Here is a 23,058-nt window from a genome sequence, read left to right on the forward strand (position 1 = left end):
CGTCCTGAGCCAGGATCAAACTCTCCGTCGAAAAAACCATACCCACAAAGGATGCGGTTAATGACTTGCCTAGTTTGACCTCTGATCTCGAAACCCCCACCCCCTGGCGAGGAGATGGAGGAACAACACCAAAGGAATCCCCAACACCCACCGAAGACGATGGATGCCACGGGGTTGATTGATTTGGCATCAACACTTGGCACACTGTTGAGTTCTCAAGAACCGGACGCACCCCGACCAACGACCCCCTTGCGAGGGCCACCGAAACAGGGGCAACTTTCCCACTGTAACCAGGAACCAAGCCAGACTTCAACTTGCTCCCGCTCACACTTCCGGCGCCGCCAAACCGCGACCAGCCCCCGCACCCTCCCAGGCCCGGCGGCCGCCTCGTCCCGGCGACAGGAAGAACAGTACGCCGCCACCACCCCAACCACCAAATCCGCGACTCACAGGCGGCAGAGGCGTTGCAGTGCAACGCTTTCCGCCGACATGATCGCCGAGTCGGCACGGCCGAGCCCCTGTTGGCAGGATGGAGCGGTGGACGAGCCCGCCCAGACACCGCCGCCGCAGGGGCACCCGACCGCCGAGCACGGCCGGATGGCCGAGTCGCCGGGCCCCGACGGTCCCTGGCGCCTGTGGGGCCCCTACCTGTCCGGCCGGCAGTGGGGCACGGTCCGCGAGGACTACTCCGAGTCCGGGGACGCGTGGTCCGCCTTCCCCTTCGAGCACGCCCGCTCGCGCGCCTACCGGTGGGGCGAGGACGGCCTCGGCGGCATCTGCGACCGCTTCGGCTTCCTCAACCTCTCCGTCGCCCTCTGGAACCGGAAGGACCCCATCCTCAAGGAGCGCCTCTTCGGGCTCACCAACGGGGAGGGCAACCACGGCGAGGACGTCAAGGAGTACTGGTGGGCGGTGGACGGCACGCCGTCGCACAGCTGGATGCGCTGGCTCTACCGCTACCCCCAGGCCGAGTTCCCGTACGCCCGGCTGCGCGAGGAGAACGCCCGGCGCACCCGCGAGGAGCGCGAGCACGAGCTCGGCGACACCGGCGTCCTCGACGGCAACCGCTTCTTCGACGTCGAGGTCACCTACGCCAAGGCCTCGCCCGACGACGTCTGCGCGGTGATCAGCGCCACCAACCACGGGCCCGACCCCGCGCCCCTGGACCTCGTGCCGCAGGTGTGGTTCCGCAACACCTGGGCCTGGGGCTGGGACAAGCGCCGCGGCACCATGGAGCAGGTGCTGCCCCCCACGCTGACCGTGGGCGGCCTGGAGGCCGTGGAGTGCCAGCACGGGCACCTGGGGCGGTACTACGTCACCGCCGAGGGCTCGCCCGAGGTGCTGTTCTGCGAGAACGAGACCAACGCCGTGGAGCTCTTCGGCGCCGAGCGCAACACCACCTCGTACACCAAGGACGGCATCGACCGGCGCATCGTGCGCGGCGACACCTCCGCGGTCAACCCCGCCCTCCAGGGCACCAAGGCGGCCTTCTGGTACCGCTTCGACGAGGTGCTGCCCGGGCAGACCGTCCAGGTCCGCCTCCGGTTGTCGCCGCGCGAACCCGGCCGGCACACCTTCGGCAGCGGCTTCGACGCCGTCCTGCGCGACCGGGCCGCCGAGGCCGACGCCTTCTACGACGACGTCCTGCCCGACGGGCTGCCCGCCTCCGACCGGCACATCGCGCGGCGCGCCTACGCCGGGCTGCTGTGGACCAAGCAGCTGTACCGCTACGACGTGCGGCAGTGGCTGGACGGCGACCCCTGGACCGACCCCGCGCCCGAGTCCCGCCGGGCCAGGGGCGGGCGCAACACCGGCTGGCGGCACCTCGCGCTCGCCGACGTGATCTCCATGCCCGACGAGTGGGAGTACCCCTGGTTCGCCGCCTGGGACCTCGCCTTCCACTGCATCCCGCTCGCGCACGTGGACCCCGAGTTCGCCAAGGAGCAGCTCGTCCTCATGTGCCGGGAGTGGTCCATGCACCCCAACGGGCAGCTGCCCGCGTACGAGTGGGCCTTCGGCGACGTCAACCCGCCCGTGCACGCCTGGGCCGCCTGGCACGTCTACCGCCTCGACGGGTACCGCGACCAGGGCTTCCTCGTGCGGGTGTTCACCAAGCTGCTGCTGAACTTCTCGTGGTGGGTCAACCGCAAGGACGCCGACGGGTCCAACCTCTTCGAGGGCGGCTTCCTCGGGATGGACAACATCGGCCTCTTCGACCGCTCCGCGCAGCTGCCCCCCGGGTACCGGCTCGAGCAGTCCGACGCGACCAGCTGGATGGCGTTCTACTGCCAGCAGATGTTCAAGATCGCCCTGGAGCTGTCCCGGCACGACCCCGCCTGGGAGGACGTGGCGACGAAGTTCCTCGAGCACTTCCTGTCCATCGCCCAGGCGATGATGTCGTTCGGCTCCCAGGAGGTGACGCTCTGGGACGAGGCCGACGGCTTCTTCTACGACGTCCTGCTGCACCCCGACGGCACCGCCGAGCCGATGCGGGTGCCGTCCATGGTGGGGCTGCTGCCCATCCTCGGGGCCACCGAGGTGCCGCCGTGGATCTCCGAGGAGTGCCCCGACCTCACCGCCCGGCTGCGGTGGCTGCAGCGGCGCCGGCCCGAGCTGACCCTGCCGCTGCTGACGCGCTCCGGGCCCGACGGGCGGCAGATGCTGCTCTCCCTGCTCGACAAGCCGCGACTGACGCGCATCCTCGACCGGATGTTCGACCCCGAGCAGTTCCTGTCCGACTACGGCATCCGCTCGCTGTCCGCGGCCGTCACGGAGCACATCACCACCGAGGTCAGCGGCCAGCACTCCTCGATCGTGTACGAGCCCGGCGAGTCCCGCACCGCCCTGTTCGGCGGCAACTCCAACTGGCGCGGGCCCGTCTGGTTCCCCGTCAACGTGCTGCTGGCGGACAAGCTGCGCACCTACGGGCGCTTCTTCGGCGACGAGGTCACCGTCGAGCACCCGCGCGGCTCCGGGCGGCGCATCACGCTCGTGCAGGCCGCCGACCTCATCGACGACAGCCTCGTGTCCCTCTTCCGCCCCGTGGACGGCCGGCGCCCCGCCGACGGCGAGCGCATCGAGGCCACCGACGACCCGCTGTGGCGCGAGCACCCCACCTTCAACGAGTACTTCGACGGCGACACGGGCGAGGGCCTCGGCGCCACCCACCAGACGGGCTGGACGGCGCTCGTGGCGCACCTGCTGCACCCCCGGCTCCCCCCGGGCCCGCCGCAGCGCTGAGCCGGTGCCGGCGGGCCACCCGGACGGGGGGTCCACCGGCGCCGCGCCGCTGCCGGTGGCAAGCTCGCAGGGCCGCTGGAGCGGGCCGGCGGCCACGGCGGGAGGAGCGCGCGGGAACCGTGGGTGCCCTCACGCTCGTCGTCGCCCTGGCGTCCGTCGTCACCGCCGTCACCGCGGTGCTCGCCCGGCAGCGGCGGGTGCGGACCCCGGCGGCCGTGCCGCTGACCGCGTCGCTGGCGTCCGTCAGCGTGTGGGCCGCCGCCGTCGTGCTGCTGAACAGCGGGCAGCGGCCCGCCGTGCTCGACGCCCTCGTGCACGTGCAGTACCTGGGCATCACCGGGGCCGTCGCCGCCAACCGGCTGTTCGCCCACACCGTCACGGGCCGCCGCCTGACCGCCCGGCGCGTGCTGGTGCTGTGCGTCGAGCCGCTGCTCGTGCAGGTGGCGCTGCTGGCCGATCCCGCCGTGCGGCTCTTCTACGCCAGCGTCGAGCACACCGGTGACCCCCTCGTCCGGGAGACCACCCTCGGCCCGCTGTTCTGGGCGCACGCCCTCTACAGCTACGCGGTCGTCGCCGACAGCGCGGCCGTCGTCGTGCGGCAGCGGCGGTACGCCACCGGGCTGCTGCGGCGTCAGCTCGGCACCGTGCTGCTGGCCATCGCCGCGCCCGCCCTCGTCAACGTCGTCACCGTGACGCTGCCGGCGGAAGCGCTCAGCGTCGACCCCACCCCGGCCGTCTTCGCGGTGACCGGGGTGCTCTTCGCGTTCTCCGTGCTGCGGCAGGACCTGCTGCACCTGCTGCCCGTCGCCCGGGGGCTGGTCGTGGACACGCTCGGGGACGGGGTCCTCGTCGTGGACGAGCAGGACCGGGTCGTGGACGCCAACCCCGCGGCCGCCGCGCTCCTCGAGCGCCTCGGGCACCCGCCGGTCACGGCCGGGGACGCCCTGGCCGACGCCACCGGCCCGGCGCTGGCCGCGGCCGTCGGCACCGGGGAGGGTGAGCGGGTCGTGCAGGTCGGTGCGCTCAGCCTGGACGTGCGGGTGCGCCGCATCCACGACCCCCGCGGGAACGCGCTCGGCCGCGTCGCCGTGCTGCGCGACGTCACCGCGCAGCGCGAGCAGCAGCGCGCGCTGGAGGACGCCAACGCGCAGCTGCGCCAGCACGTGGAGACCATCGAGCGGCTGCGCGCCGACCTCGCCGAGGAGGCCGCGCGCGACCCGCTCACCGGGCTGCGCAACCGCCGCCGGTTCGTCGACGACCTCGCCGAGCGGCTGGGCGGGGCCGCCGGCGGCGGGCGGCCGCTCGCGCTCGTGCTGCTGGACGTGGACCACTTCAAGGCCGTCAACGACACGCACGGGCACGCCGTCGGTGACGCCGTGCTCGTCGCGGTGGCCGCGGTGCTGCGCGAGCACGCACGCGCCGAGGACGTCGTGCGCTACGGCGGGGAGGAGTTCGTCGTCGTGCTGCCCGGCCTGGACGCCGCCGCGGCCGCCGCCCGGGCCGAGGAGCTGCGCACCGCGTGCGCCCGGCTGCGCGTCGGCGGTGGCGGCCCGGACGGCGACGTGCGCGTCACCATCAGCGCGGGCGTGGCGGCGTGCCCCGAGCACGGGCCAGCGCCCGACGACCTGCTGCTCGCGGCCGACCGGGCGCTGTACGCCGCCAAGGCCGGCGGGCGCGACCGGGTGGCCCTGGCCACCTGAGCGCGCCCGCCGGGCGGGGCGTCACCAGATGCGGACGCGCTCCGCGGGGTCCATCCACAGCCCGTCGCCGGGCGTCACGCCGAACGCCTCGTGGAACTCCACCAGGTTGCGGACGACCGCGTTGCAGCGGAACTCCGGCGGGGAGTGCGGGTCGATCGCCAGCCGGCGCTCCACCTCGGCGGGGCGGACCTTGCCGCACCACACCCTCGCCCAGCCGAAGAACAGGCGCTGCTGGCCCGTGAGGCCGTCCACGACCGGGGCCTCGCGGCCGTCCAGGGCGATCTCGTACGCCTTGTGGGCGATGGTCAGCCCGCCGAGGTCGCCGATGTTCTCGCCGACGGTCAGGGCGCCGTTGACGTGCTTGCCGGGCGTCTCCGGCGGTTCCAGGGCGTCGTACTGGGCGATGAGGGCCTGCGTCCGCTTCCCGAACTCCTCCCGGTCGGCGTCGGTCCACCAGTCGCGCAGGTTGCCGTCGCCGTCGTACTTCGAGCCCTGGTCGTCGAAGCCGTGGCCGATCTCGTGGCCGATGACCGCGCCGATGCCGCCGTAGTTCTCGGCGTCGTCGGCGTCCAGGGAGAAGAACGGCGGGCGCAGGATCGCCGCGGGGAAGACGATCTCGTTCATGCCCGGGTTGTAGTAGGCGTTGACCGTCTGCGGGGTCATGAACCACTCCGAGCGGTCCACCGGTCCGCCGAGCTTGGCCAGCTCGCGGTCGACCTCGAACGCGAAGGCGCGGCGCACGTTGCCCAGCAGGTCGCCGCGCTCGATCGTCAGGGCCGAGTAGTCGCGCCACTGGTCGGGGTGGCCGATCTTGGGGGTGAACTTCGCCAGCTTCTCCAGCGCGCGGTCCTTCGTCTCGCGCGTCATCCAGTCCAGCGCCTCGATGTCCTGGCGGTAGGCCTCGACGAGGTTCGCGACGAGCTCCTCCATCCGGGCCTTCGCCTCCGGAGGGAAGTGCTCGGCGACGTACAGCTCGCCCAGCGCCTCGCCGAGGGCGCCCTCCACCAGGCCGACGCCGCGCTTCCAGCGCTCGCGCAGCTGCGGGGCGCCGGTCAGCGTCGTGCCGTAGAAGGCGAAGTTCTCCGCCACCAGCTCGGCGTGCAGGTAGGGGGCGGCCTGGTGCAGCACCCGCCAGCCCAGCCACTCGCGCCACGTCGAGACGGGGGTGCCCGTCAGGACCTGCGCCACGCCCTCCAGGTAGCTGGGCTGGCGCACCACGACCTGCTCGAAGGCGCTGTCGGGCAGGCCGGCCGCGGCCGTCCAGGCGCCCAGGTCCACGCCCGGCAGCAGCGCCGCCAGGCCGGCGCGGTCGAGCTTGTTGTAGGTGGCGTTCGCGTCGCGGTTGCGCACCCGGTCCCAGTGGTGGGCGGCCAGCGCCGTCTCCAGCTCCAGGACGCGGCGGGCGCTGCCGGCCGGGTCGGGGCGCCCGCCGATGGCCAGCACCCGCTCGACGTGCGCGACGTACGCCTCGCGCAGGTCGGCGTACTGCTCCTCGCGGTAGTACGACTCGTCGGGCAGTCCCAGGCCGGACTGGGTGACGTAGACGACGTACTCGTCGGACTTGGCGTTGTCGGTGTCCACCCAGTAGGCGAAGGGGCCGCCGACGCCGAGGCGCTCGAAGCGCCCCAGCAGCCGCACCAGGCCGTCGACGTCGGTGACGGCGTCGACCTGCTCCAGCTCGCCGGCGACGGGCTCCACGCCGAGGGCCTCGACGCGGTCGGTGTCCATGAAGGAGGCGTAGAGGTCGCCGATCTTCTGCTGCACGCCGCCGGGCTCGGCGGAGCCGTCCGCGGCGGCCGCGGCGGCGGCCTCCACGATGGTGCGGCACTCGGCCTCCGACTGGTCGCGCAGGCGCACGAAGGCGCCGTCGACCGCGCGGTCCTCCGGGATCTCGGCGGTCGCCAGCCAGCGGCCGTTGACGTGGCGGAAGAGGTCGTCCTGCGGGCGCACCGAGGGGTCGACGTCCTCGGCCGCCGGGCGCTGGTCGGTGATCGAGCTCATGGCCGGAGCCTAGGCCCGGGCCACAGCCGCGCGCCGGTCGGCGACGGCGACCGCCGTGACGAGGGTGAGGGCGAGCGCGGTGGCGACCGCGACCACGAGGGACATGGCGCCGGCGTCGCCGCCCAGGGCGCCGGTGAGGACGCCGACGAGGCCGCCGACGCCGGACTGCAGGGCGGTGACCAGGGCGGCGGCCGAGCCGGCGCTGGCGCCGTACGGCTCCAGGGCCATGGTGACCGCGTTGGGCATGATCAGGCCCAGGCTCAGCAGCATCAGCCACAGCGGGGCGGCGAACACCACGAGGCTGTCCACGCCGATGAGGACGACGGCGCCCAGCACCAGGGAGAGGGCGAACGCGGCGGTGACGCCGACGCGCAGCAGCGCCGGGGAGCCGAAGCGCTGCACCAGGGCGGCGTTGAGCTGGCTGCCGCCGACGAGCGCGGTGCCCATGACGGCGAAGAGCAGGGCGTACTGGCCGGAGCTGAGGCCGAAGCCCTCCTGGAAGACGAACGGGGAGGTCGCCACGTAGCTCATGACCACGGACATCGCCAGGCCCGGCACGACGGCCAGGCCCAGGAAGCGGCGGTCGCGCACCAGGGCGCCGTAGCCGGCGAAGGCGCGCAGCACCCGGTCGCCGCGGCGGCGGGCCACCGGGACGGCGTCCGCGGCCGGCTCGGCGGTGGTGGGCTGGCGGGAGGCCTGGGCGGGCACGTCGCCGGTGCGGGGGGCGGCCAGCTCCGGGCGGGTCTCCGGCAGGCGGCGCCACACGGCGAGCATCACCAGCAGGCCGGCGACCGACAGCAGCGCCAGGACGGGCCGCCAGCCGGTGTGCGCGGCGATGGCACCGCCGATCGTGGGGGCGAACAGGGGGGCGACACCGATGACGAGCACCAGGCGCGACATCAGCCGGGCGGCGCGCGGGCCGGTGAAGAGGTCGCGGATGATCGCCATGCCGACGACCGCGCCGGCCGCCGCGCCCGCGCCGGAGAGGAACCGGAACGCCACCAGGGCGGTCAGGTTGGGCGCGATCGCGCACAGCAGGCAGGCCACGACGTAGACGGCGAAGCCGACCAGGGCGGGCTTGCGGCGGCCGTACGCGTCGCTGAGGGGACCGCTGACCAGCTGCCCGAGGGCGGAGCCGACGAGCACGCAGGTGATGGTCAGCTGGGTGCTGGCGTCGCTCACGCCGAGGTCGCGGGCGACGTCGGGCAGGGACGGCAGGTAGAGGTCGATGGTCACCGCGCCCAGGGCGGCCATGACGCCGAGGAGCAGGACCAGCCCGAACGTCGACGAGCCGCGGGCGGGGGTGGTGTCGGTGGTGGAGGGGGTGGACGTGGGCAGCGCGGTCATCGCGGGAGCGGTCCTCGGAGGCCTGGGCGGGGGGTGCGCCGCGCGCCGTCGGGCGGAGCAGGACGGAGCGGGTCGCTCACCGTCACCGTCCAGCCTAGGGCGGACGGCGCCGGGAGTCTCCCCGGTTCCGTGTCGCTGCTGAACCGGGTCAGCGGGACGTCACCGGCCCGCGGGCGAGCCGCACCCGGCGGCCTCGGGGTGCGGGCCCGGCACGCCCGCGGCGGTGCGCCGGCCGGCGCGGCCGGCCAGCAGCAGCGAGGCGGCGCCGAGCAGGACGACCAGGGCGGCGTACCCCTCGGCGACGGCGCGCAGGCCGACGTGCGGGGTGAGCAGGCCGCCCACCACCGACGGCACGCCGAAGGCGAGGTAGCACATGACGTAGACGGCGGCGAGGACGCCGGCGCGCTCGGCGGCCGGGGCGGTGGCGACCACGGCCCGCAGACCGCCCTGGAAGGCGGCCCCGAAGCCGACGCCGGAGACCACGGAGGCGGTGAAGAACAGCGGGGTGGACGCCTGCTGCAGCGCCACGACCAGCAGGGCCGGGCCGACCAGGAACGCGGCCGAGCCGGCGAGCGCGACCCGGCGGGCCGGCAGGTTCCGGGTCAGGACCCCCACGAGGGCGCCGGTGCCGGTGAGGCTGGCGACGACGAGGCCGCCGACGAGGTGGTCGGTGCGGCCCAGCACGCCCGCGGCGACGGAGGGGCCCAGGCCCAGGAACAGCCCGCCGAGGGCCCAGCTGCCGGTCAGGGCCGGGGCCAGCGCCACCAGGACCGGGCGGGTGGCGGCGGGCACCCGCACGGACGGCGCGAGGGAGGCGCGGGCGCCCGGCGTGCGCGGGGAGGTCTCGGGGGCGGCCAGCAGGAGGGCGGCGCAGGCGACGAGCAGGACGGCGAGCACCGCGTAGACGAGGCGGGCCGGGGCGGGCGCGTACTGCACGAGCAGGCCGGCGCCGAGTCCGCCGACCATGAGCCCGACCGGCGGGGCGGCGCCGTTGAGGGTCTGCGCCAGGGTGGTGCGCGAGCCGCCGAGGTCGAGCAGCCAGGCGCCCAGGGCGCCGATCGCGGCGCCGGTGCCCACGCCCTGCAGGGCGCGCGCGGCGATCAGCCAGCCGGCCGAGCCGGCGAGCAGGAACCCGGCCAGCGCCACGAGCACGCCGGCGAGGCCGGCCAGCACGACGGCCCGCCGGCCCAGGTGGTCCGAGAGGGAACCGACGGTGAGCAGCGCCAGCAGCAGGGTGCCGGCGTAGACGGCGAAGACGACCGTGACGGTCGTGGCGCTCAGGCCCCACTCCTGCTGGTAGACGGGGAAGACCGGCGAGGGCGCGGAGGACGCCGACACCAGCAGGGCGAGGGTGGCGGCGACCAGCCAGAAGGCGGTGCGCTCGGGCAGGCGGCGGCGGGCTGGGGGCACGGTTCTCCTCGGGGAGCGGCGCTGTCGGGGGCACCGGGGACCGTTCGCCGGCACCCGGCACGAACCCGTTGCCCCGGGACGTTGTTCCCGCTGGACCCACCGGGTGCCGCCCGGCCCGCCCCGGTAGCGTCGCCCCAGGGACCACGCGAGGAGGAACCGGGATGGGCGTGACGCTCGCCAAGGGCGGCAACGTGTCGCTGACCAAGGTGGCGCCGAACCTCACCGAGGCCGCCGTCGGCCTCGGCTGGGACGTGCGCACCACCACCGGCGTCGACTTCGACCTCGACGCCAGCGCGCTGCTGCTCGGGGCCGGCGGCAAGGTGCTCTCCGACGCCCACTTCGTCTTCTACAACCAGCTCGCCAGCCCCGACGGGGCCGTGCGGCACGCCGGGGACAACCGCACCGGCGAGGGCGAGGGCGACGACGAGGTGATCGAGGTCGACCTGCTGTCCGTGCCCGGCGCGTGCGAGCGCATCGTCTTCGCGGTGTCCATCCACGAGGCCGAGGCGCGCCGGCAGAGCTTCGGGCAGGTCCACGGCGCCTTCATCCGGCTCGTGGACCGCGCCACCGGCGAGGAGGTCGTGCGCTTCGACCTGTCCGAGGACGCCTCCACCGAGACCGCCATGCTCTTCGGGGAGGTGTACCGGCGCGGCGAGGAGTGGAAGTTCCGCGCCGTCGGGCAGGGCTACGCCTCGGGCCTGCGCGGCATCGCGCAGGACTTCGGCGTCGACGTGGACTGACGCCCGGTCCGGCGCGGCCTCAGCCGGCCGGCTGCGGCACGCGCTCCGACCACGCCCGGCGCAGCACCTCCAGCAGGTGCTCCGCCGGCTGCGCGCCCGAGACGCCGTAGCGGCGGTCCACCACGAAGAACGGCACCCCGCGCGCACCCAGCGCGGCGGCCTCCGCCTCGTCGGCGCGCACCGCGTCCAGGAGGGCGTCGCGCGCCAGGACGTCGCGGACCTCCGCCGCGTCCAGGCCCACCTGGGCGGCCAGCCGCACCAGCGTCTCGTCGTCGCCCAGCGCCTCGCCCTCGGCGAAGTGCGCCAGCACCAGCCGGCGCAGCGCCTGCACCTGCACCTGCACGCCGCGCTCGCGGGCCAGGTGCAGCACCTGGTGCGCCTTCGCCGTGTTCGCCGGCACCGACAGCTCCTGGTGCAGCACCAGGCCCTCCTCGGCGGCGGTGGCGTCCACGCCGGCGACCATCGACCGCACCTGCTCCACGTCCGTGCCGAACTTCGCGGCCAGCCGGCGCAGGTGCGCGTCCGGCTCGGGCTCCTCACCGGGGGCGCGCGGCGGCCCGGACACCGCCGACGGGTCCAGCTCGAAGGAGCGCCACACCACCTCGACGTCGTCCGCGTGCTCGAAACCGGCCAGGGCGCGCTCGAAGCGGCGCTCGCCGATCGCGCACCACGGGCACACCACGTCGGCCCAGATCTCCACCTTCACGGCGGGTGCAACCCCGCGGGGCGCCGGGATCGTCCCCGCTCCCCCGGACGGCTCAGCGGCGGGGGCGGGGGCGGGCGGCGCCCGGCAGCCGCTCCCGGCGGTGGTCGCCGACCACGTCCGGCAGCTCAATGCCCAGGCCGGCGCTCGGCCGGCCGGTGGACGGGCGGGCACCCGGCCGGGAGCGCGCCACGGTGCGGCCCACCAGGGCCGCGACCAGCAGGATGACGACGAGGGACACCAGCACGGTCACCACCACGACCTCCTCGCGGACGTCGGCCCCGCCGGCACCGCCGGGGCCCACCACCACGGTCGCACGCCGACGCCCCGGGCGCGAGGGGTCCGTGCGGCGGCCCGGGCCTCAGACCGCGACGGGCGCCTTGATGGCGGGGTGGTGCACGTAGCCGTCGAGCTCGAAGTCCTCGAACTCGTGCTCGAACAGCGGACGGCGGGCCACCCGCAACCGCGGGAACGGGTGCGGCTGCCGGCTCAGCTGCTCGGCGACCTGCTCGACGTGGTTGTCGTAGACGTGCACGTCGCCGCCCGTCCACACGAAGTCGCCGACCTCCAGGCCCACCTCGTCGGCCACCAGGTGCGTCAGCAGCGCGTACGAGGCGATGTTGAACGGCACGCCGAGGAAGAGGTCGGCGGAGCGCTGGTACAGCTGGCAGGACAGCTTCCCGTCGGCGACGTGGAACTGGAACAGCGCGTGGCACGGGGCCAGCGCCATCTTCTCCAGCTCGGCCACGTTCCACGCCGAGACGACCATGCGGCGCGAGTCCGGGTCCGTGCGCAGGGTGTGCAGCACCTGCGCGACCTGGTCCACGTGCCGGCCGTCCGGCGTGGGCCACGAGCGCCACTGCACCCCGTAGACCGGGCCGAGGTCACCGTCCGCGTCGGCCCACTCGTCCCAGATGCTCACCCCGCGCTCCTGCAGCCAGCGCACGTTGGAGTCCCCGCGCAGGAACCACAGCAGCTCCAGCGCCACCGACTTGAAGTGCACCCGCTTGGTGGTGACCAGCGGGAAGCCGGCGGAGAGGTCGTAGCGCAGCTGGGCGCCGAACCAGGAGCGGGTGCCGGTGCCGGTGCGGTCTCCCTTCGGGGTGCCGTTCGCCACCACGTGCCGCAGCAGGTCCTCGTACTGGGTGTCGACGCGAGCCACGACGGGACAGCTTAGGCGGGCGGGACCGGGTCGGGCAGCCGCCCGCGGGCCGCGAGGACCTGTCCGAACCGCTCCGCGGGCGCCGGCCGCCCGAACAGGTACCCCTGGACCAGGTCGCAGTCCAGCACCTGCAGCACGTCGTGCTGGTGGGCGTGCTCGACGCCCTCGGCGACGACCGACAGGCCCAGCGCGTGCCCCACCGCCACGATCGCGTCGACGATGCGCACGTCGCCGGGCCCGTCCCCCAGGCGGCTGGTGAACGAGCGGTCGATCTTGACGACGTCCACCGGCAGGGTCCGCAGGGTCGACAGGCTGGAGTAGCCGGTGCCGAAGTCGTCCACCGCCACCCGCACGCCCAGGCCGCGCAGCCGGCCCAGGATCGAGCAGGCCGCCGCCTCGTCCACCATGAGGGCCGACTCGGTGATCTCCAGGCCCAGCGCGGTGGCCGGCAGGCCCGCCCCGGTCAGGGCGGCGACGACGGTGTCGGCGAACCCCTCGTCGCCGAGCTGGTGCGGGGAGACGTTGACCCACACCCGCAGGTCCCGCGCCGAGGGGTGCTCGGCGCGCCAGCGGGCCATCTGGCGGCAGGCGGACTCCAGCACCCACCGTCCCAGCTCGCCGATGAGCCCCTCGCCCTCGGCGACGGGCACGAACTCCGACGGCGGCACCGGGCCCACCCCCGGCCGCGTCCAGCGCAGCAGCGCCTCGAACCCGGCCAGCCGGCCGGAGGCGGTCTCCACCTCCGGCTGGTAGTGCACCTCGAACTGGTCGGTGCCCACCGCGTCCCGCAGGGCCAGCGACAGCCCCCGCCGCACCGCCGAGCGCTGCCGCAGCTCCGCGTCGTACACCCGCACCCGGGCCCGGCCCGCCCGCTTGGCCACGTGCATCGCCTCGTCCGCGTCCCCCAGCAGGAAGTCGAGGTCGCCCGTCCCGCTGAGCTCCGTGGTGGTCAGGCCGGTGCTGGCGCTCAGGCGCACGACGTGCCCGGGCACGTGCACCGGCAGGGCGAAGCACGCGGCCACGCGCTCCGCCGCCTCCAGGGCGGCACCCGGGACGACGTGCGGCAGGACGACGGTGAACGCGTCCCCCGCGAAGCGGCACGCCAGGTCCCGCGGGCCCAGCACCGCGCGCAGCGCGTCGGCCGCCGCGAGCAGGTAGCCGTCGCCGGCGGAGTGCCCCAGGGAGTCGTTGACCGTCTTGAAGCGGTCCACGTCGGACAGCAGCACCGCGTGGACCGCACCGGGTGCGGGCGGCTCGGCCAGCACGCGCCGCGCGCGCTCGAGGAACGCGGTGCGGTTCAGCAGACCGGTCACCGTGTCGCGGGTGGCCAGCCGGGTCAGCTCCCGGGCCGAGCGGTCGCACTCGATCACCACCCGCGTCAGGTCGCGCAGGGCCGGGACCACGCCGTCCACCGGCACCGCTCCCGGGCGGCGGCTGTAGAGCGCGAACGTGCCCAGGGCGGTGCCGTCCTCCCCCAGCACCGGCAGGGACGTGCACGCCGCCAGGCCGTGCTCGGCGGCCAGCGCGCGGTACCCGCTCCACTCGGCGGCGGTGGCGATGTCGTCGGTGACGACCGGCTCGCGCCGGTGCAGCGCGGTGCCGCAGGAGCCGACGCCCTCGGCGACGGGCATCCCGTCCACGGCGGCCCGGTAGGCGGCCGGCAGGCTCGGGCCGGCACCGTCGCGCATCGTGGTGCCGTCGTCGGCGGCCAGCAGCACGCTGCACAGCACGTCCGGCCCCACCAGCACCTCCACGTGCCGGGCCAGCCGCTCCAGCACCGCCGGCAGCCGGTGCCCGGCCACCACCGCCTCCAGCACGTCGCGCTGGGCCTCCAGCAGGAGGGCGTCGCGCTCGTGGGCGTCCGCGCGGCGGCGCAGCGCCAGCAGCGCGCGCACCAGGTGCGCCTGGCTGCGCAGCACCTCCCGGTCCGCCGCCGTGAAGCGCCGCGGGTGGCGGTCGGCCACCGACAGCGCCCCCAGCGCGGAGCCGTCCTCGTCGACCAGGGGCACGCCCAGGTACGAGCGCACCGCGCCGTGCGCAGCGAAGGGGTGGTGCCGGAAGACCGGGTGACCGCGGGCGTCGGCCACGCTCAGGGGCGCCCCCGTGGCGACCACGTGGGCCCCCGGGGACAGCTCGTCGGGCACCTCGGCCCCCGAGGTGCGCAGCCCCCGCTCGGCGGGGAACCACTGCCGGCCCGGCCGGACCAGCTCCAGGGCCGCCACCGGCACCCGCAGCACCCCGGCGACGTGGTCGACCACGCCCTGCAGGTCGGCGTCGTGCACGCCGAGGAGCCCGCAGGCGTCCACGGCGGCCAGGCGCGCGGGGTCGGCGACCGCCGCCCGCAGGACCTCACGCCTCACGACCGCGGCACCGGGCGGGGGCCCCGGTGGGGTGCGTGCAGCGGCAGGGGGCACCCCTGGTTGCGCAGCGCTGCCAATCGCACACGCCCAGTATGGGGGTGGCGGCTCAGGCCGCGAGGTGGTCGTCGAAGCCCGCATCGTCGGGCACCTCACCGCGCACCACCGCCGCCAGCCGCGCCAGCCACGCGGCACCGGCCCCGTCGTTCACCGCGCGCGCCGGCAGCAGCACCGGGTACGGGCGGTCCAGGACACCGTCCGCCGGTCGCACGTCGACGTGCGCGACGTCGTGGCCCAGGGCGTGCAGCCGGTCCGCCATCGCGTAGTCGGTGCGCGAGTCGCCCGCCGTGCGCCAGGCGCGCGGCAGCGGCCCGTCCGCCGCCAGCAGCCGCAGGGCCGTGTCCGCACCGCGGTCCTTGCCCAGCAGCACCGACTCCACGTCCGTGGAGATGATCGTGGGGTCCACGCGCCAGCCCACCGCACCGGACGCGTCCGGGCGGCGGCCGCCGCGGTGCTCCACGCCCATCCCGAAGCCGGCGAGCACCTCCACCGCCGCGGCGTCGTAGCGCTCCTGCGCCGCCAGGTACGCCGCGCTCGGCACGTCCAGGCGCTGCTCGACGGAAACCATCGCGTGCTTGCCGGGGTCGACGAACATCGTCTCCGCGAAGTCGCGGCGGGCCAGCTCCTCCAGGGCCGCCACCGCCGCCGGCGGCACCGCCAGGTCCGCGTCCACGTGCAGCGGCCCCGCGCCGTCCGCGGTGATCGAGAAGTGCACGGCGCCCTTCTCGCACACCGCGTGCAGCCGCGCCCCCTCCGGCAGCCCCGCCGCCAGGAGGGGGCCGACGACCTGCTCGCGCAGGAAGAGGTCCGAGCGGCCCGTGTTGAACACCACCGGCACGCCCGCGGCCAGCAGCTCCAGCAGGCTGTCCAGCAGCCCCGGGGCGCTGACGGTGCGGGTGACGGGGCTGGCCACGGGACCGTCGACGTCCAGGAGCAGGCCGAAGGGAGGGACGTCCAGGGTGCGGGTCACGTGCCGCATCCTCCCGCACCCGCGGGCGTCAGCCGGCGGTCGGGAGCGCTCCGCCGCCCGCCCGCTTCACGCGGTACATCGCCTCGTCCGCCGCGCGCAGCACCCCCGGCACCGCCGCCGCACCCGCCCCCGGCGGCACCGGCGCGACACCGACGCTGGCGCTGACGCACGCGTCGAAGCCGTCCACCAGCACCGGTTCGGCGACGACCCGCTCCACCCGGTGCGCCACGGCCAGCGCGGCGGCCGCGTCCACCGGCCGGCCGGGCTCGCCGCGCAGCAGCACGGCGAACTCGTCCCCGCCCAGGCGGGCCACCAGGCCCGGCGCCGCGACCACGGCCCGCAACCGGGCCGCGACCTGCTGCAGCAGCACGTCGCCCGCGTGGTGGCCCAGGGTGTCGTTGACCTGCTTGAAGCCGTCGAGGTCCACCAGCAGCAGCGCCGCCGGCTCCGCACCGGCGCACGCGCCCTCCAGCGCCTCCAGCAGGGCGCGGCGGTTCGGCAGGCCCGTCAGGTGGTCGGTGTGCGCCAGCTCCGTGACCTCCGCCAGGCGCGCCCGCTCCGCCTGCCGCATCCGGGCGCTGTCCACCACCAGCGCGCCCTCCAGCGCGAGCCGGCGCGCCAGCTCCCGCTCCCGCGCCGTCCAGCGGCGCCCGGGGGCCACGTCGCCGCACACCGCCATCCCCACCGGACCGCTCGCCGACAGCAGCGGCATCGCCGCGTACGAGCGCAGGCCCATCACCTCGGCGAACCCGCCGGTGCGGCGCAGCTCGCGGGCGTCGTCCGCCAGGACCGGCCCGCGCTCCGCCTCGGCGCGGCGCCACACCGGGGAGTCGTCCGCCCGGCGGCCCACCAGGCCGCGGGCCAGCTCCCCGGCGACCGCGTCCGGCACACCCACGCCGTAGACGGTGCGGATGACGCCCTCCGCGTCCGTGACGTGCACGGCAGCGCGCTCGGTGCCGAAGGCGTCCGCCGTCACCCGGGCCAGCAGCCGCGCCGCCTGCCCCACGGTGGTGGCGCGCGCCCCCTCCTCGAACAGCCGGCGCACCGCCGCGGCGGCCACCGCGTCGAAGGCGCGCTCCCGCCGCACCGCGACGGTGCGCGCGGCGAGCGCGACGTGGTGGACGAGTGCCGCCACGACGTCGGGCCGCGGCGGCGAGCCGTCGCCGCGCACGAGGGTCAGCTCCCCCAGGTCGTGCCCGACCACGCGCAGCGGCACGCGCAGCAGCCCCGCACCGGCGGCAGCACCGGCCGCGTCGACGTCGTCGGCGCCGCGCTCACCGGGCGTGCGCGCCACGGCACCCACCACCGCGCCCGACGGCGCCAGGTGCGCCACGGCGAGGGACAGGACCTCCGCGACCGGCACGGGCTCCGCCAGCGACCGCACGAGCTGCACCAGCAGCGCGTCCTGCGCCGCCTCGTGCCCACCGGGGATCCTCACCCCTGCAGCCTCGGCACGGGCGGGCCCCGGCTCAACGGCCGGCGGCACCCCGAGCGGGGACGGCACGGCGGTCACGTCCAGTACAGGTACCGGGCCGCGGGCAGCTCGCGGGCCAGCGCCTGCTCGAACCACGACCGCAGCTCGCGCGTCGTGGCGGCGTCGTAGACGAACTTCACGGAGCCGAAGCGGCCGTGCTTGCGCACGCGGGTGGACTCCTCCAGGTCCAGCTTCGTGCGCGGGTACCAGCCCAGCTGCACCTCCTTGCTGCGCGGGGTGAAGCGGTGGGTGATGCACTCGACGGTGAGGTCCAGACCGGGCACGTCCGCCAGCTCGGCGGCCGCGTCGGCCAGCAGCCGCCCGTACGCCTCGCGCCAGCCGTCCACCGGCACGATCGGGGCGATCGTCAGGCCCACGGGGTACCCGGCGCGGGCGAGGCGGCCCAGGGCGCGCAGGCGCGCCGGCACCCGCGCGGTGCCGCCCTCGAAGCGCTCGACACCGGGTGCGTTCACGGACGCCCGCACGCGGGTGCGCCCGCCGTGCGGCAGGTCCAGCAGGCCGTCGACGTCGTCGTACTTCGTCGTCAGGCGCAGCTGGACGGGGCCGGGGAAGTCGTGGGTGCCGAAGTGCGCGATCGTCGCGGACAGGGAGCCGGTGACGTGCTCGACGGCGAGCGGGTCCGTGTAGCAGGACGCCTCGAAGGTGGTGCCCTCGTGGCCGCGCGCGACCGTGCCGGAGGTGACCGCGCCGGTGCCGACGACGTCGTCGAGGCCCGCGAGGATCCGCGGCAGGTCCGCGTAGACGCGGGTGATCGGCGGACCGGACAGCGACCCGGCCAGGTAGCAGTACTGGCAGTGCCCGGGGCAGCCCTCGGCGATGGGGAACGCGAAGTCGGCGCTCGGCGGGATCGGGGCCGGCCGGCGCTTGGAGGCGGCGCTGGTGACGACGGCGAGGGTGCGCTTGGCGGTGGCGTAGGTGGCGCGCTCGTCGGCGCCGCGCAGGCTCGGCAGGCGGTCGCCGCTCAGCAGGCGCACGTCCTCGACGCCGGCGGCGGCGAGGCGGTCCAGGATCGCGCGGCCGTGCGGTTCGGCCTGCGCGGAGGCGGTGACGTAGGCGGTGGTGGGGGTCCACAGGCGGGGACGGGTGAGCTGCTCGCTCTGCACGTCCTGTTCAACGCTGGTGACGCTGCGGACCCTCCCGCGGGGCGCGTGGGCCTCACCACAACCGTTCTCCCACCCCCCGGTGATCGAGGAAGTGACAACTTCCTCGATCACCGGGGGGTGGGGGTGGGCGGGGTGCGGTGGTCGGGTGCGGGGCCCAGGATGGCGGCGTGGAGGAGACGCTGCGCCGGGCCGCCCCCGCGCCGGACGGCACGCCGCCTGGCCCGCCCGCCGGGACGCCCGGGCCGGACGCCGGCCACCTCGTGCCGGAGGCGGGCGTCCCCGTCCCCGACGTGCCCGGCGCCGTGCCCGACAGCCCCGCCCTGCGCACCGCCTTCCGCCTGGCCGCGTCGCTGCGCCGCGGCAAGGCCGTGCACGCGCGCGGGGCCGTCGTCGCCGGCGAGGTGACCCGGCACGGGCTGGGCGACCCCGTCGGGGTGCCGTGGATCGACGAGCCCGGCACCGACCGGGCCGTGGTGCGCCTCTCCCGCGCCGCGGGGCTGCCGCGGCCGCTGCCCGACGTGCTCGGCCTGGCCGTGCGCGTCACCGGCCCCGACGGGGAACCGCGCGACCTGCTGCTGTCCACCACGTTCGACACCGGCGCGGGCCGCCGGCTGCTGCGTCCCGCGCTCGACCACCGCTCCGGCACGTACGGCAGCGTCGCGGCGTTCCACGCCCCCACCGGGCCCCTGCTCGCGGGCGCGCGCTGGCGCGACGGGGCGTTCACGCTGGCCGTCGCCGCCCCGCGCGGACCGTGGCGGCCGTTCGCGCGGCTGCACCTGCACGAGGACCCGGCCACCGCGCCCGACCGGACGATCACCTTCGACCCCGGCCGCTACCCCGTGCCCGGCCTGGAGATGCCGGCCGGGTGGCTGCGGCTGCGCGAGCCCGCCTACGCCGGCTCGCGCGCCGGGCGCTCCCGGCACGACCGGTAGGCGCACCGCCCGTGGACCACCCGCCGACGACCACCACGAGGGAGGCCGGCGTGCCGACCACCAGCACCGCCCGCCGCGCCTGGCACCTGTACCGGGCCTGGCGCAACCTGCCCGCCACGCTCGTCGCCGTGGGGTGGGCGCGCGCGCACGGGGTGCGCCCCGTCCTCGGCGCGGACCTGCTGGTGGAGTGCGCGCCCATGCCGCCGCGCACCTACGGCCGCGGCGGCACCACCGTCGGCAACGCGTGGCTGCACGGCGGGCTGGGCGGGCCGGTGCGGCGCCGGCACGAGTCCCGGCACGCCGACCAGTACGCGCTGCTGGGGACCGTGCCGTTCCTGGCGCTGTACGGGCTGAACGCGCTGGTCACCCGCAACGACCCGCGGCTGGACGTGTTCGAGCGGTGGGCGGGCCTGGCCGACGGCGGCTACGCGCCGGCGCGGGGGGCGCCCCCCGGTTCCGGGCGCACCCGCACCGCCAGGACGGCGACGTCGTCCTCGGCGTGACCGGCGACCTCCGCCAGCACCGCGTCGCAGATGCCGTCCGGGCCCAGGTCCGCGAAGCGGGCGGCGGTGCCCGCCAGCCAGTCCACGCCGTCGTCGATGGAGGCGCCGCGGCGCTCCACGAGGCCGTCGGTGTACAGCAGCACGGTGGCGCCGGGCACCAGGCCGTGGACGTGGTCGGCGCGCTGGAAACCGGCGTCCATGCCCAGCAGCAGGTCCGGGTCGGTGCGCAGCACCTCCACCCGCCCGTCGGGGGTGAGGACCACCGGCGGCGGGTGCCCGGCGTTGGACCAGCGCAACCGCCACGCGCGGGCGCCCTCCACCGGCTCCACGGTGGCCAGCACGCCGGTGGCCAGCGCCCCCACGCCCAGGTCGCGCATCGCGCGGTCCAGCGCGGACAGCGCCGAGGCGGGCGAGACCTCCAGGGAGTAGCCGATGCCGCGCAGCAGGTTGCGGACCTGGCCCATCGCCGCGGCGGCGTCCTGGTCGTGGCCCGTGACGTCACCGATGACGAGGCAGGCGGTGCCGGAGGCGGTGAGGAACGCGTCGTGCCAGTCGCCGCCGACCTGGGCGTGCTCGGCCGCCGGCAGGTACCGCACGGCGATCTCCAGGTGCTCCGGCTGCGGCGCGGACGTCAGCAGGCTGCGCTGCAGCGTCTCGGCCAGCGAGCGCACCGCGTCGGCGGCCTCGCGCTCGGCGCGCCGGGCCCGCACCCGGTCCACCGCCTGCGCGGCGGAGGCCGCCAGGGCGGTCAGCAGGTCGCGGTCCTCCGGGCGCAGCTCGCGCGGGCGGCGCCAGGACAGGCCGAGCACGCCGACGGTGCGGTCGGTCAACCGCAGCGGCCAGGCGGCCGTTCCGGCGGCGTCGACGACGGGCACGCCGCGCAGCGCCGCCGGCAGGGCCGCGGCGGCCGGGTCCGCGGTGTCGCCGAGGACGTCGAGGCGGCCGGTGCCGCCCTCGTCGGGCTCCAGCAGGCCCAGCACGACGCCGTCCGCGCCGAGCAGGGCGGAGGCGCCCCGGCCCAGCACGCGCAGCACGTCGATCTCGGCGTCCACGTCGGGCAGCGCCTGCGCGACGGCGACGAGGCCGCCGAGGCGCTGCGCCTGCCACGCCTGCAGGTCCGCGCGGCGGCGCTCCGCCTCGTAGGAGGCGGCCGCGGACAGGCCGTCGCCGACGGTGGCGGCGACCAGGCGCAGGAAGTCGCGGTAGGTGCCGTCGGGGGCGATGCGCGGGCTCAGGCGGGCGGCGAGCACCCCGGGCGGTCCGCCGCCGAGGGCGGCGGGGATCGGCACCCACGCCAGCGGGCCGGCACCGCCGTCCTCGCGCACGAGCACCTGGCGGGGGCGCAGCGGCTCGGGCGGGGGCGGCAGCACGTGCCGGCGGCGACCACCCGCGGCGCCCGGCAGGTGCAGGTCCACCTCGGGCAGGTCCAGCGGGGCGGTGCGCAGCACGTCGAGGGCCCGGTCGGCGACCTCGGCCGGGGAGTCCAGGTCCGTGGCGAGGTCGCCCAGCAGGGTCAGCAGCTCGAGGCGGCGGTGGTCCTGCACCTGGCCGGTGGTCTCCACCGCGATGTCCATCACGCCCTCGACGGCGCCGGACTCGCCGAGCAGCGGCGAGTAGGAGAACGTGAAGTACGACTCCTCCAGGAAGCCCCGGCGGTGCAGCGGCAGGTAGAGGTCCACCGACCAGGTGGCCTCCCCGGCGAGCGCCTTGTCGAAGAGGGGGCGCAGCTCGTCCCACGCCTCGGGGAAGACCTCGCGCACCGGGCGGCCCAGCGCGGCGGGGTGCTTGTCCTCGACCATGTCGGCGTAGGGCTGGTTGTAGAGCATGACCAGGTCCGGGCCCCAGCAGACGAGGGCGGGGAAGCGGGTGCCCAGGGCCAGCTCGAGGGCCTGGCGCAGCGGGCGCGGCCAGCCCGCGGGGTCGCCGACGGGGGTGGCGGCCCAGTCGACCGCCTCGTAGGCCTCGCGCAGGCCCGTCGCCTGGGCGAACGGCAACCTCTTCACGGAGGCTGAACCTAGTGGAGCGCCCCGACGCCGGGCACACCGCCGCGAGGGTGGGAAGACGCAGCGCCGAAGGATGGTTGAACACGCAACGAGGTGCCGTCCGGCACCCGCGACGAGGCGCCCGCGGGCGCCGGGGAGGGGACCAGGGTGGAGATCGGCATCAGCGCCTTCGCGGAGACCACGCCCGACAGCACCGGGACCACGATCAGCCACGCGCAGCGGCTGCGCGAGGTCGTGGAGGAGATCGAACTGGCCGATCAGGTCGGCCTCGACGTCTACGGCCTCGGCGAGCACCACCGGCCCGACTACGCCGCCTCCGCCCCCGCCGTCGCGCTCGCCGCCGCGGCCTCGCGCACCTCCCGCATCCGGCTGACCAGCGCCGTCACCGTCCTGTCCTCCGACGACCCGGTGCGCGTCTTCCAGCAGTTCGCCACCCTCGACGGGCTCTCGGACGGGCGGGCGGAGGTCCTCGCCGGACGCGGCTCCTTCATCGAGTCCTTCCCGCTGTTCGGGTACGACCTCGACGACTACGACGAGCTGTTCACCGAGAAGCTCGACCTGCTGCTGACGATCCGGCGCGACCCCGCGCACGTCGTCTGGCCCGGCGGCCGGCACCGCGCCGCGGTCGACGGCCTCGGCGTGTACCCGCTGCCCGTGCAGCAGCCGCTGCCGGTGTGGATCGGCGTGGGCGGCAACCCCGCCTCCGTCGTGCGCGCCGGCACCCTGGGCCTGCCCCTGGCGGTCGCCATCATCGGTGGCGAGCCCGCCCAGTTCCGGCCCCTGGTGGACCTCTACCGCGAGGCCGCCCGCCGCGCCGGCCACGACCCGGCGACGCTGCCGGTCGCCACCCACTCCCACGGCTTCGTCGCCGACACCTCCCAGCGCGCCGTCGACGTCCACTACGAGCCCTACCGGTACGCGATGGACGTCATCGGCCGTGAACGCGGCTGGCGGCCCTTCAGCCGCACCGGGTACGAGGCGGCCCGCAGCCGGCGGGGAGCGCTGCTCGTCGGCTCGGCGCAGGAGGTCGCGGAGAAGGTCCTGCTGCAGCGCGAGCAGCTGGGCATCGACCGGTTCATGCTGCACCTGAGCGCGGGGACGGTGCCGCACCGCGAGGTGATGCGGGCGATCGAGCTGCTGGGCACCGAGGTCGCCCCGGTGGTGCGCGCCGAGGCGGGCACCACGGTGCCCGCCTCGCCCCTGTCGGCCGCCCCGTCGCCCACCGCCTGAACCGCCCACCGCCTGAACCGCCCACCACCCCCCGGTGATCAAGGAAGTTGCAACTTCCTTGATCACCGGGGGGTGGTGGGCGGTTCAGGCGGTGGGCGGTTC

The 23,058-nt window shown here is 76.0% G+C and carries 17 protein-coding genes; 6 read left to right on the plus strand and 11 right to left on the minus strand.

The window, feature by feature from the left end; translation table 11 throughout:
• Positions 1 to 597 precede the first annotated feature (597 nt).
• A complete protein-coding gene (locus V9U69_RS13005) occupies positions 598 to 3,240 on the plus strand; it encodes an MGH1-like glycoside hydrolase domain-containing protein (RefSeq protein ID WP_442907763.1) in 2,643 nt (880 codons plus the stop codon).
• A 119-nt stretch (positions 3,241 to 3,359) separates the two neighbouring features.
• Positions 3,360 to 4,940, plus strand: a complete 1,581-nt coding sequence (locus tag V9U69_RS13010) for a diguanylate cyclase (RefSeq protein ID WP_337062243.1) — start codon at positions 3,360 to 3,362, stop codon at positions 4,938 to 4,940.
• 21 nt (positions 4,941 to 4,961) lie between these two features.
• Here V9U69_RS13010 and V9U69_RS13015 read toward each other — a convergent pair whose 3' ends face one another.
• The 3 genes from V9U69_RS13015 to V9U69_RS13025 form a co-directional block, all read right to left on the minus strand.
• Entirely contained in the window at positions 4,962 to 6,941 is a 1,980-nt protein-coding gene (locus tag V9U69_RS13015; RefSeq protein WP_337062244.1) for a M13 family metallopeptidase, read from the minus strand.
• Between the two features lie 9 nt (positions 6,942 to 6,950).
• Positions 6,951 to 8,288, minus strand: a complete 1,338-nt coding sequence (locus V9U69_RS13020; RefSeq protein WP_337062245.1) for a multidrug effflux MFS transporter — start codon at positions 8,286 to 8,288, stop codon at positions 6,951 to 6,953.
• A gap of 159 nt (positions 8,289 to 8,447) precedes the next feature.
• Entirely contained in the window at positions 8,448 to 9,698 is a 1,251-nt protein-coding gene (locus tag V9U69_RS13025) for an MFS transporter (RefSeq protein WP_337062246.1), read from the minus strand.
• Between the two features lie 161 nt (positions 9,699 to 9,859).
• Between V9U69_RS13025 and V9U69_RS13030 the strand changes: the two genes are divergently transcribed.
• A complete protein-coding gene (locus V9U69_RS13030) occupies positions 9,860 to 10,438 on the plus strand; it encodes a TerD family protein (protein WP_337062247.1) in 579 nt (192 codons plus the stop codon).
• Positions 10,439 to 10,457: 19 nt separating this feature from the next.
• Here V9U69_RS13030 and V9U69_RS13035 read toward each other — a convergent pair whose 3' ends face one another.
• From V9U69_RS13035 to V9U69_RS13065, 7 genes are all read right to left on the minus strand, one after another.
• The gene (locus tag V9U69_RS13035; protein WP_337062248.1) at positions 10,458 to 11,144 is read right to left on the minus strand and encodes a DsbA family oxidoreductase; all 687 of its coding nucleotides are present in this window, start codon (positions 11,142 to 11,144) and stop codon (positions 10,458 to 10,460) included.
• Positions 11,145 to 11,196: 52 nt separating this feature from the next.
• The gene (locus V9U69_RS13040) at positions 11,197 to 11,451 is read right to left on the minus strand and encodes a hypothetical protein (RefSeq protein ID WP_337062249.1); all 255 of its coding nucleotides are present in this window, start codon (positions 11,449 to 11,451) and stop codon (positions 11,197 to 11,199) included.
• A 51-nt stretch (positions 11,452 to 11,502) separates the two neighbouring features.
• Positions 11,503 to 12,303 carry a thymidylate synthase gene (locus V9U69_RS13045; RefSeq protein WP_337062250.1) on the minus strand — a complete coding sequence of 267 codons (801 nt, stop codon included), beginning with the start codon at positions 12,301 to 12,303 and terminating at the stop codon, positions 11,503 to 11,505.
• Positions 12,304 to 12,314: 11 nt separating this feature from the next.
• On the minus strand, positions 12,315 to 14,663 hold the full coding sequence (locus V9U69_RS13050; RefSeq protein WP_337062251.1) for an EAL domain-containing protein: 2,349 nt from the start codon (positions 14,661 to 14,663) through the stop codon (positions 12,315 to 12,317).
• 106 nt (positions 14,664 to 14,769) lie between these two features.
• Positions 14,770 to 15,690, minus strand: coding sequence for a hypothetical protein (locus V9U69_RS13055; RefSeq protein WP_337062252.1), 921 nt, complete (start codon positions 15,688 to 15,690; stop codon positions 14,770 to 14,772).
• A 28-nt stretch (positions 15,691 to 15,718) separates the two neighbouring features.
• Positions 15,719 to 17,128, minus strand: coding sequence for a sensor domain-containing diguanylate cyclase (locus V9U69_RS13060; protein ID WP_337062253.1), 1,410 nt, complete (start codon positions 17,126 to 17,128; stop codon positions 15,719 to 15,721).
• 71 nt (positions 17,129 to 17,199) lie between these two features.
• Positions 17,200 to 18,288 (minus strand): spore photoproduct lyase family protein, encoded by a 1,089-nt coding sequence (locus V9U69_RS13065; RefSeq protein ID WP_337062254.1) that lies wholly within the window; start codon positions 18,286 to 18,288, stop codon positions 17,200 to 17,202.
• Between the two features lie 167 nt (positions 18,289 to 18,455).
• Here V9U69_RS13065 and V9U69_RS13070 point away from each other — a divergent pair, with 167 nt between their 5' ends.
• The gene (locus V9U69_RS13070; RefSeq protein ID WP_337062255.1) at positions 18,456 to 19,220 is read left to right on the plus strand and encodes a hypothetical protein; all 765 of its coding nucleotides are present in this window, start codon (positions 18,456 to 18,458) and stop codon (positions 19,218 to 19,220) included.
• Positions 19,221 to 19,270: 50 nt separating this feature from the next.
• Entirely contained in the window at positions 19,271 to 19,723 is a 453-nt protein-coding gene (locus V9U69_RS13075) for a hypothetical protein (protein ID WP_337062256.1), read from the plus strand.
• On the opposite strand, the gene V9U69_RS13080 is transcribed toward V9U69_RS13075, so the two are convergent.
• Positions 19,645 to 21,726, minus strand: a complete 2,082-nt coding sequence (locus V9U69_RS13080) for a SpoIIE family protein phosphatase (RefSeq protein WP_337062257.1) — start codon at positions 21,724 to 21,726, stop codon at positions 19,645 to 19,647. The two genes, V9U69_RS13075 and V9U69_RS13080, sit on opposite strands and share 79 nt — an antisense overlap.
• 147 nt (positions 21,727 to 21,873) lie before the next feature.
• On the opposite strand from V9U69_RS13080, the gene V9U69_RS13085 reads away from it, so the two are divergent.
• On the plus strand, positions 21,874 to 22,956 hold the full coding sequence (locus V9U69_RS13085) for an LLM class flavin-dependent oxidoreductase (protein ID WP_337062258.1): 1,083 nt from the start codon (positions 21,874 to 21,876) through the stop codon (positions 22,954 to 22,956).
• The last annotated feature ends 102 nt before the right edge of the window (positions 22,957 to 23,058 follow it).

The sequence above is a fragment of the Kineococcus sp. G2 genome (genome assembly GCF_037154035.1).
Lineage (GTDB): Bacteria > Actinomycetota > Actinomycetes > Actinomycetales > Kineococcaceae > Kineococcus.

Excerpts from the sequence above, each read along its gene's own strand:
- V9U69_RS13005 (WP_442907763.1), top strand. The coding sequence starts at position 598 with ATGGCCGAGTCGCCGGGCCCCGACGGTCCCTGGCGCCTGTGGGGCCCC.
- V9U69_RS13015 (WP_337062244.1), bottom strand. The coding sequence starts at position 6,941 with ATGAGCTCGATCACCGACCAGCGCCCGGCGGCCGAGGACGTCGACCCC.
- V9U69_RS13020 (WP_337062245.1), bottom strand. The coding sequence starts at position 8,288 with ATGACCGCGCTGCCCACGTCCACCCCCTCCACCACCGACACCACCCCC.
- V9U69_RS13030 (WP_337062247.1), top strand. The coding sequence starts at position 9,860 with ATGGGCGTGACGCTCGCCAAGGGCGGCAACGTGTCGCTGACCAAGGTG.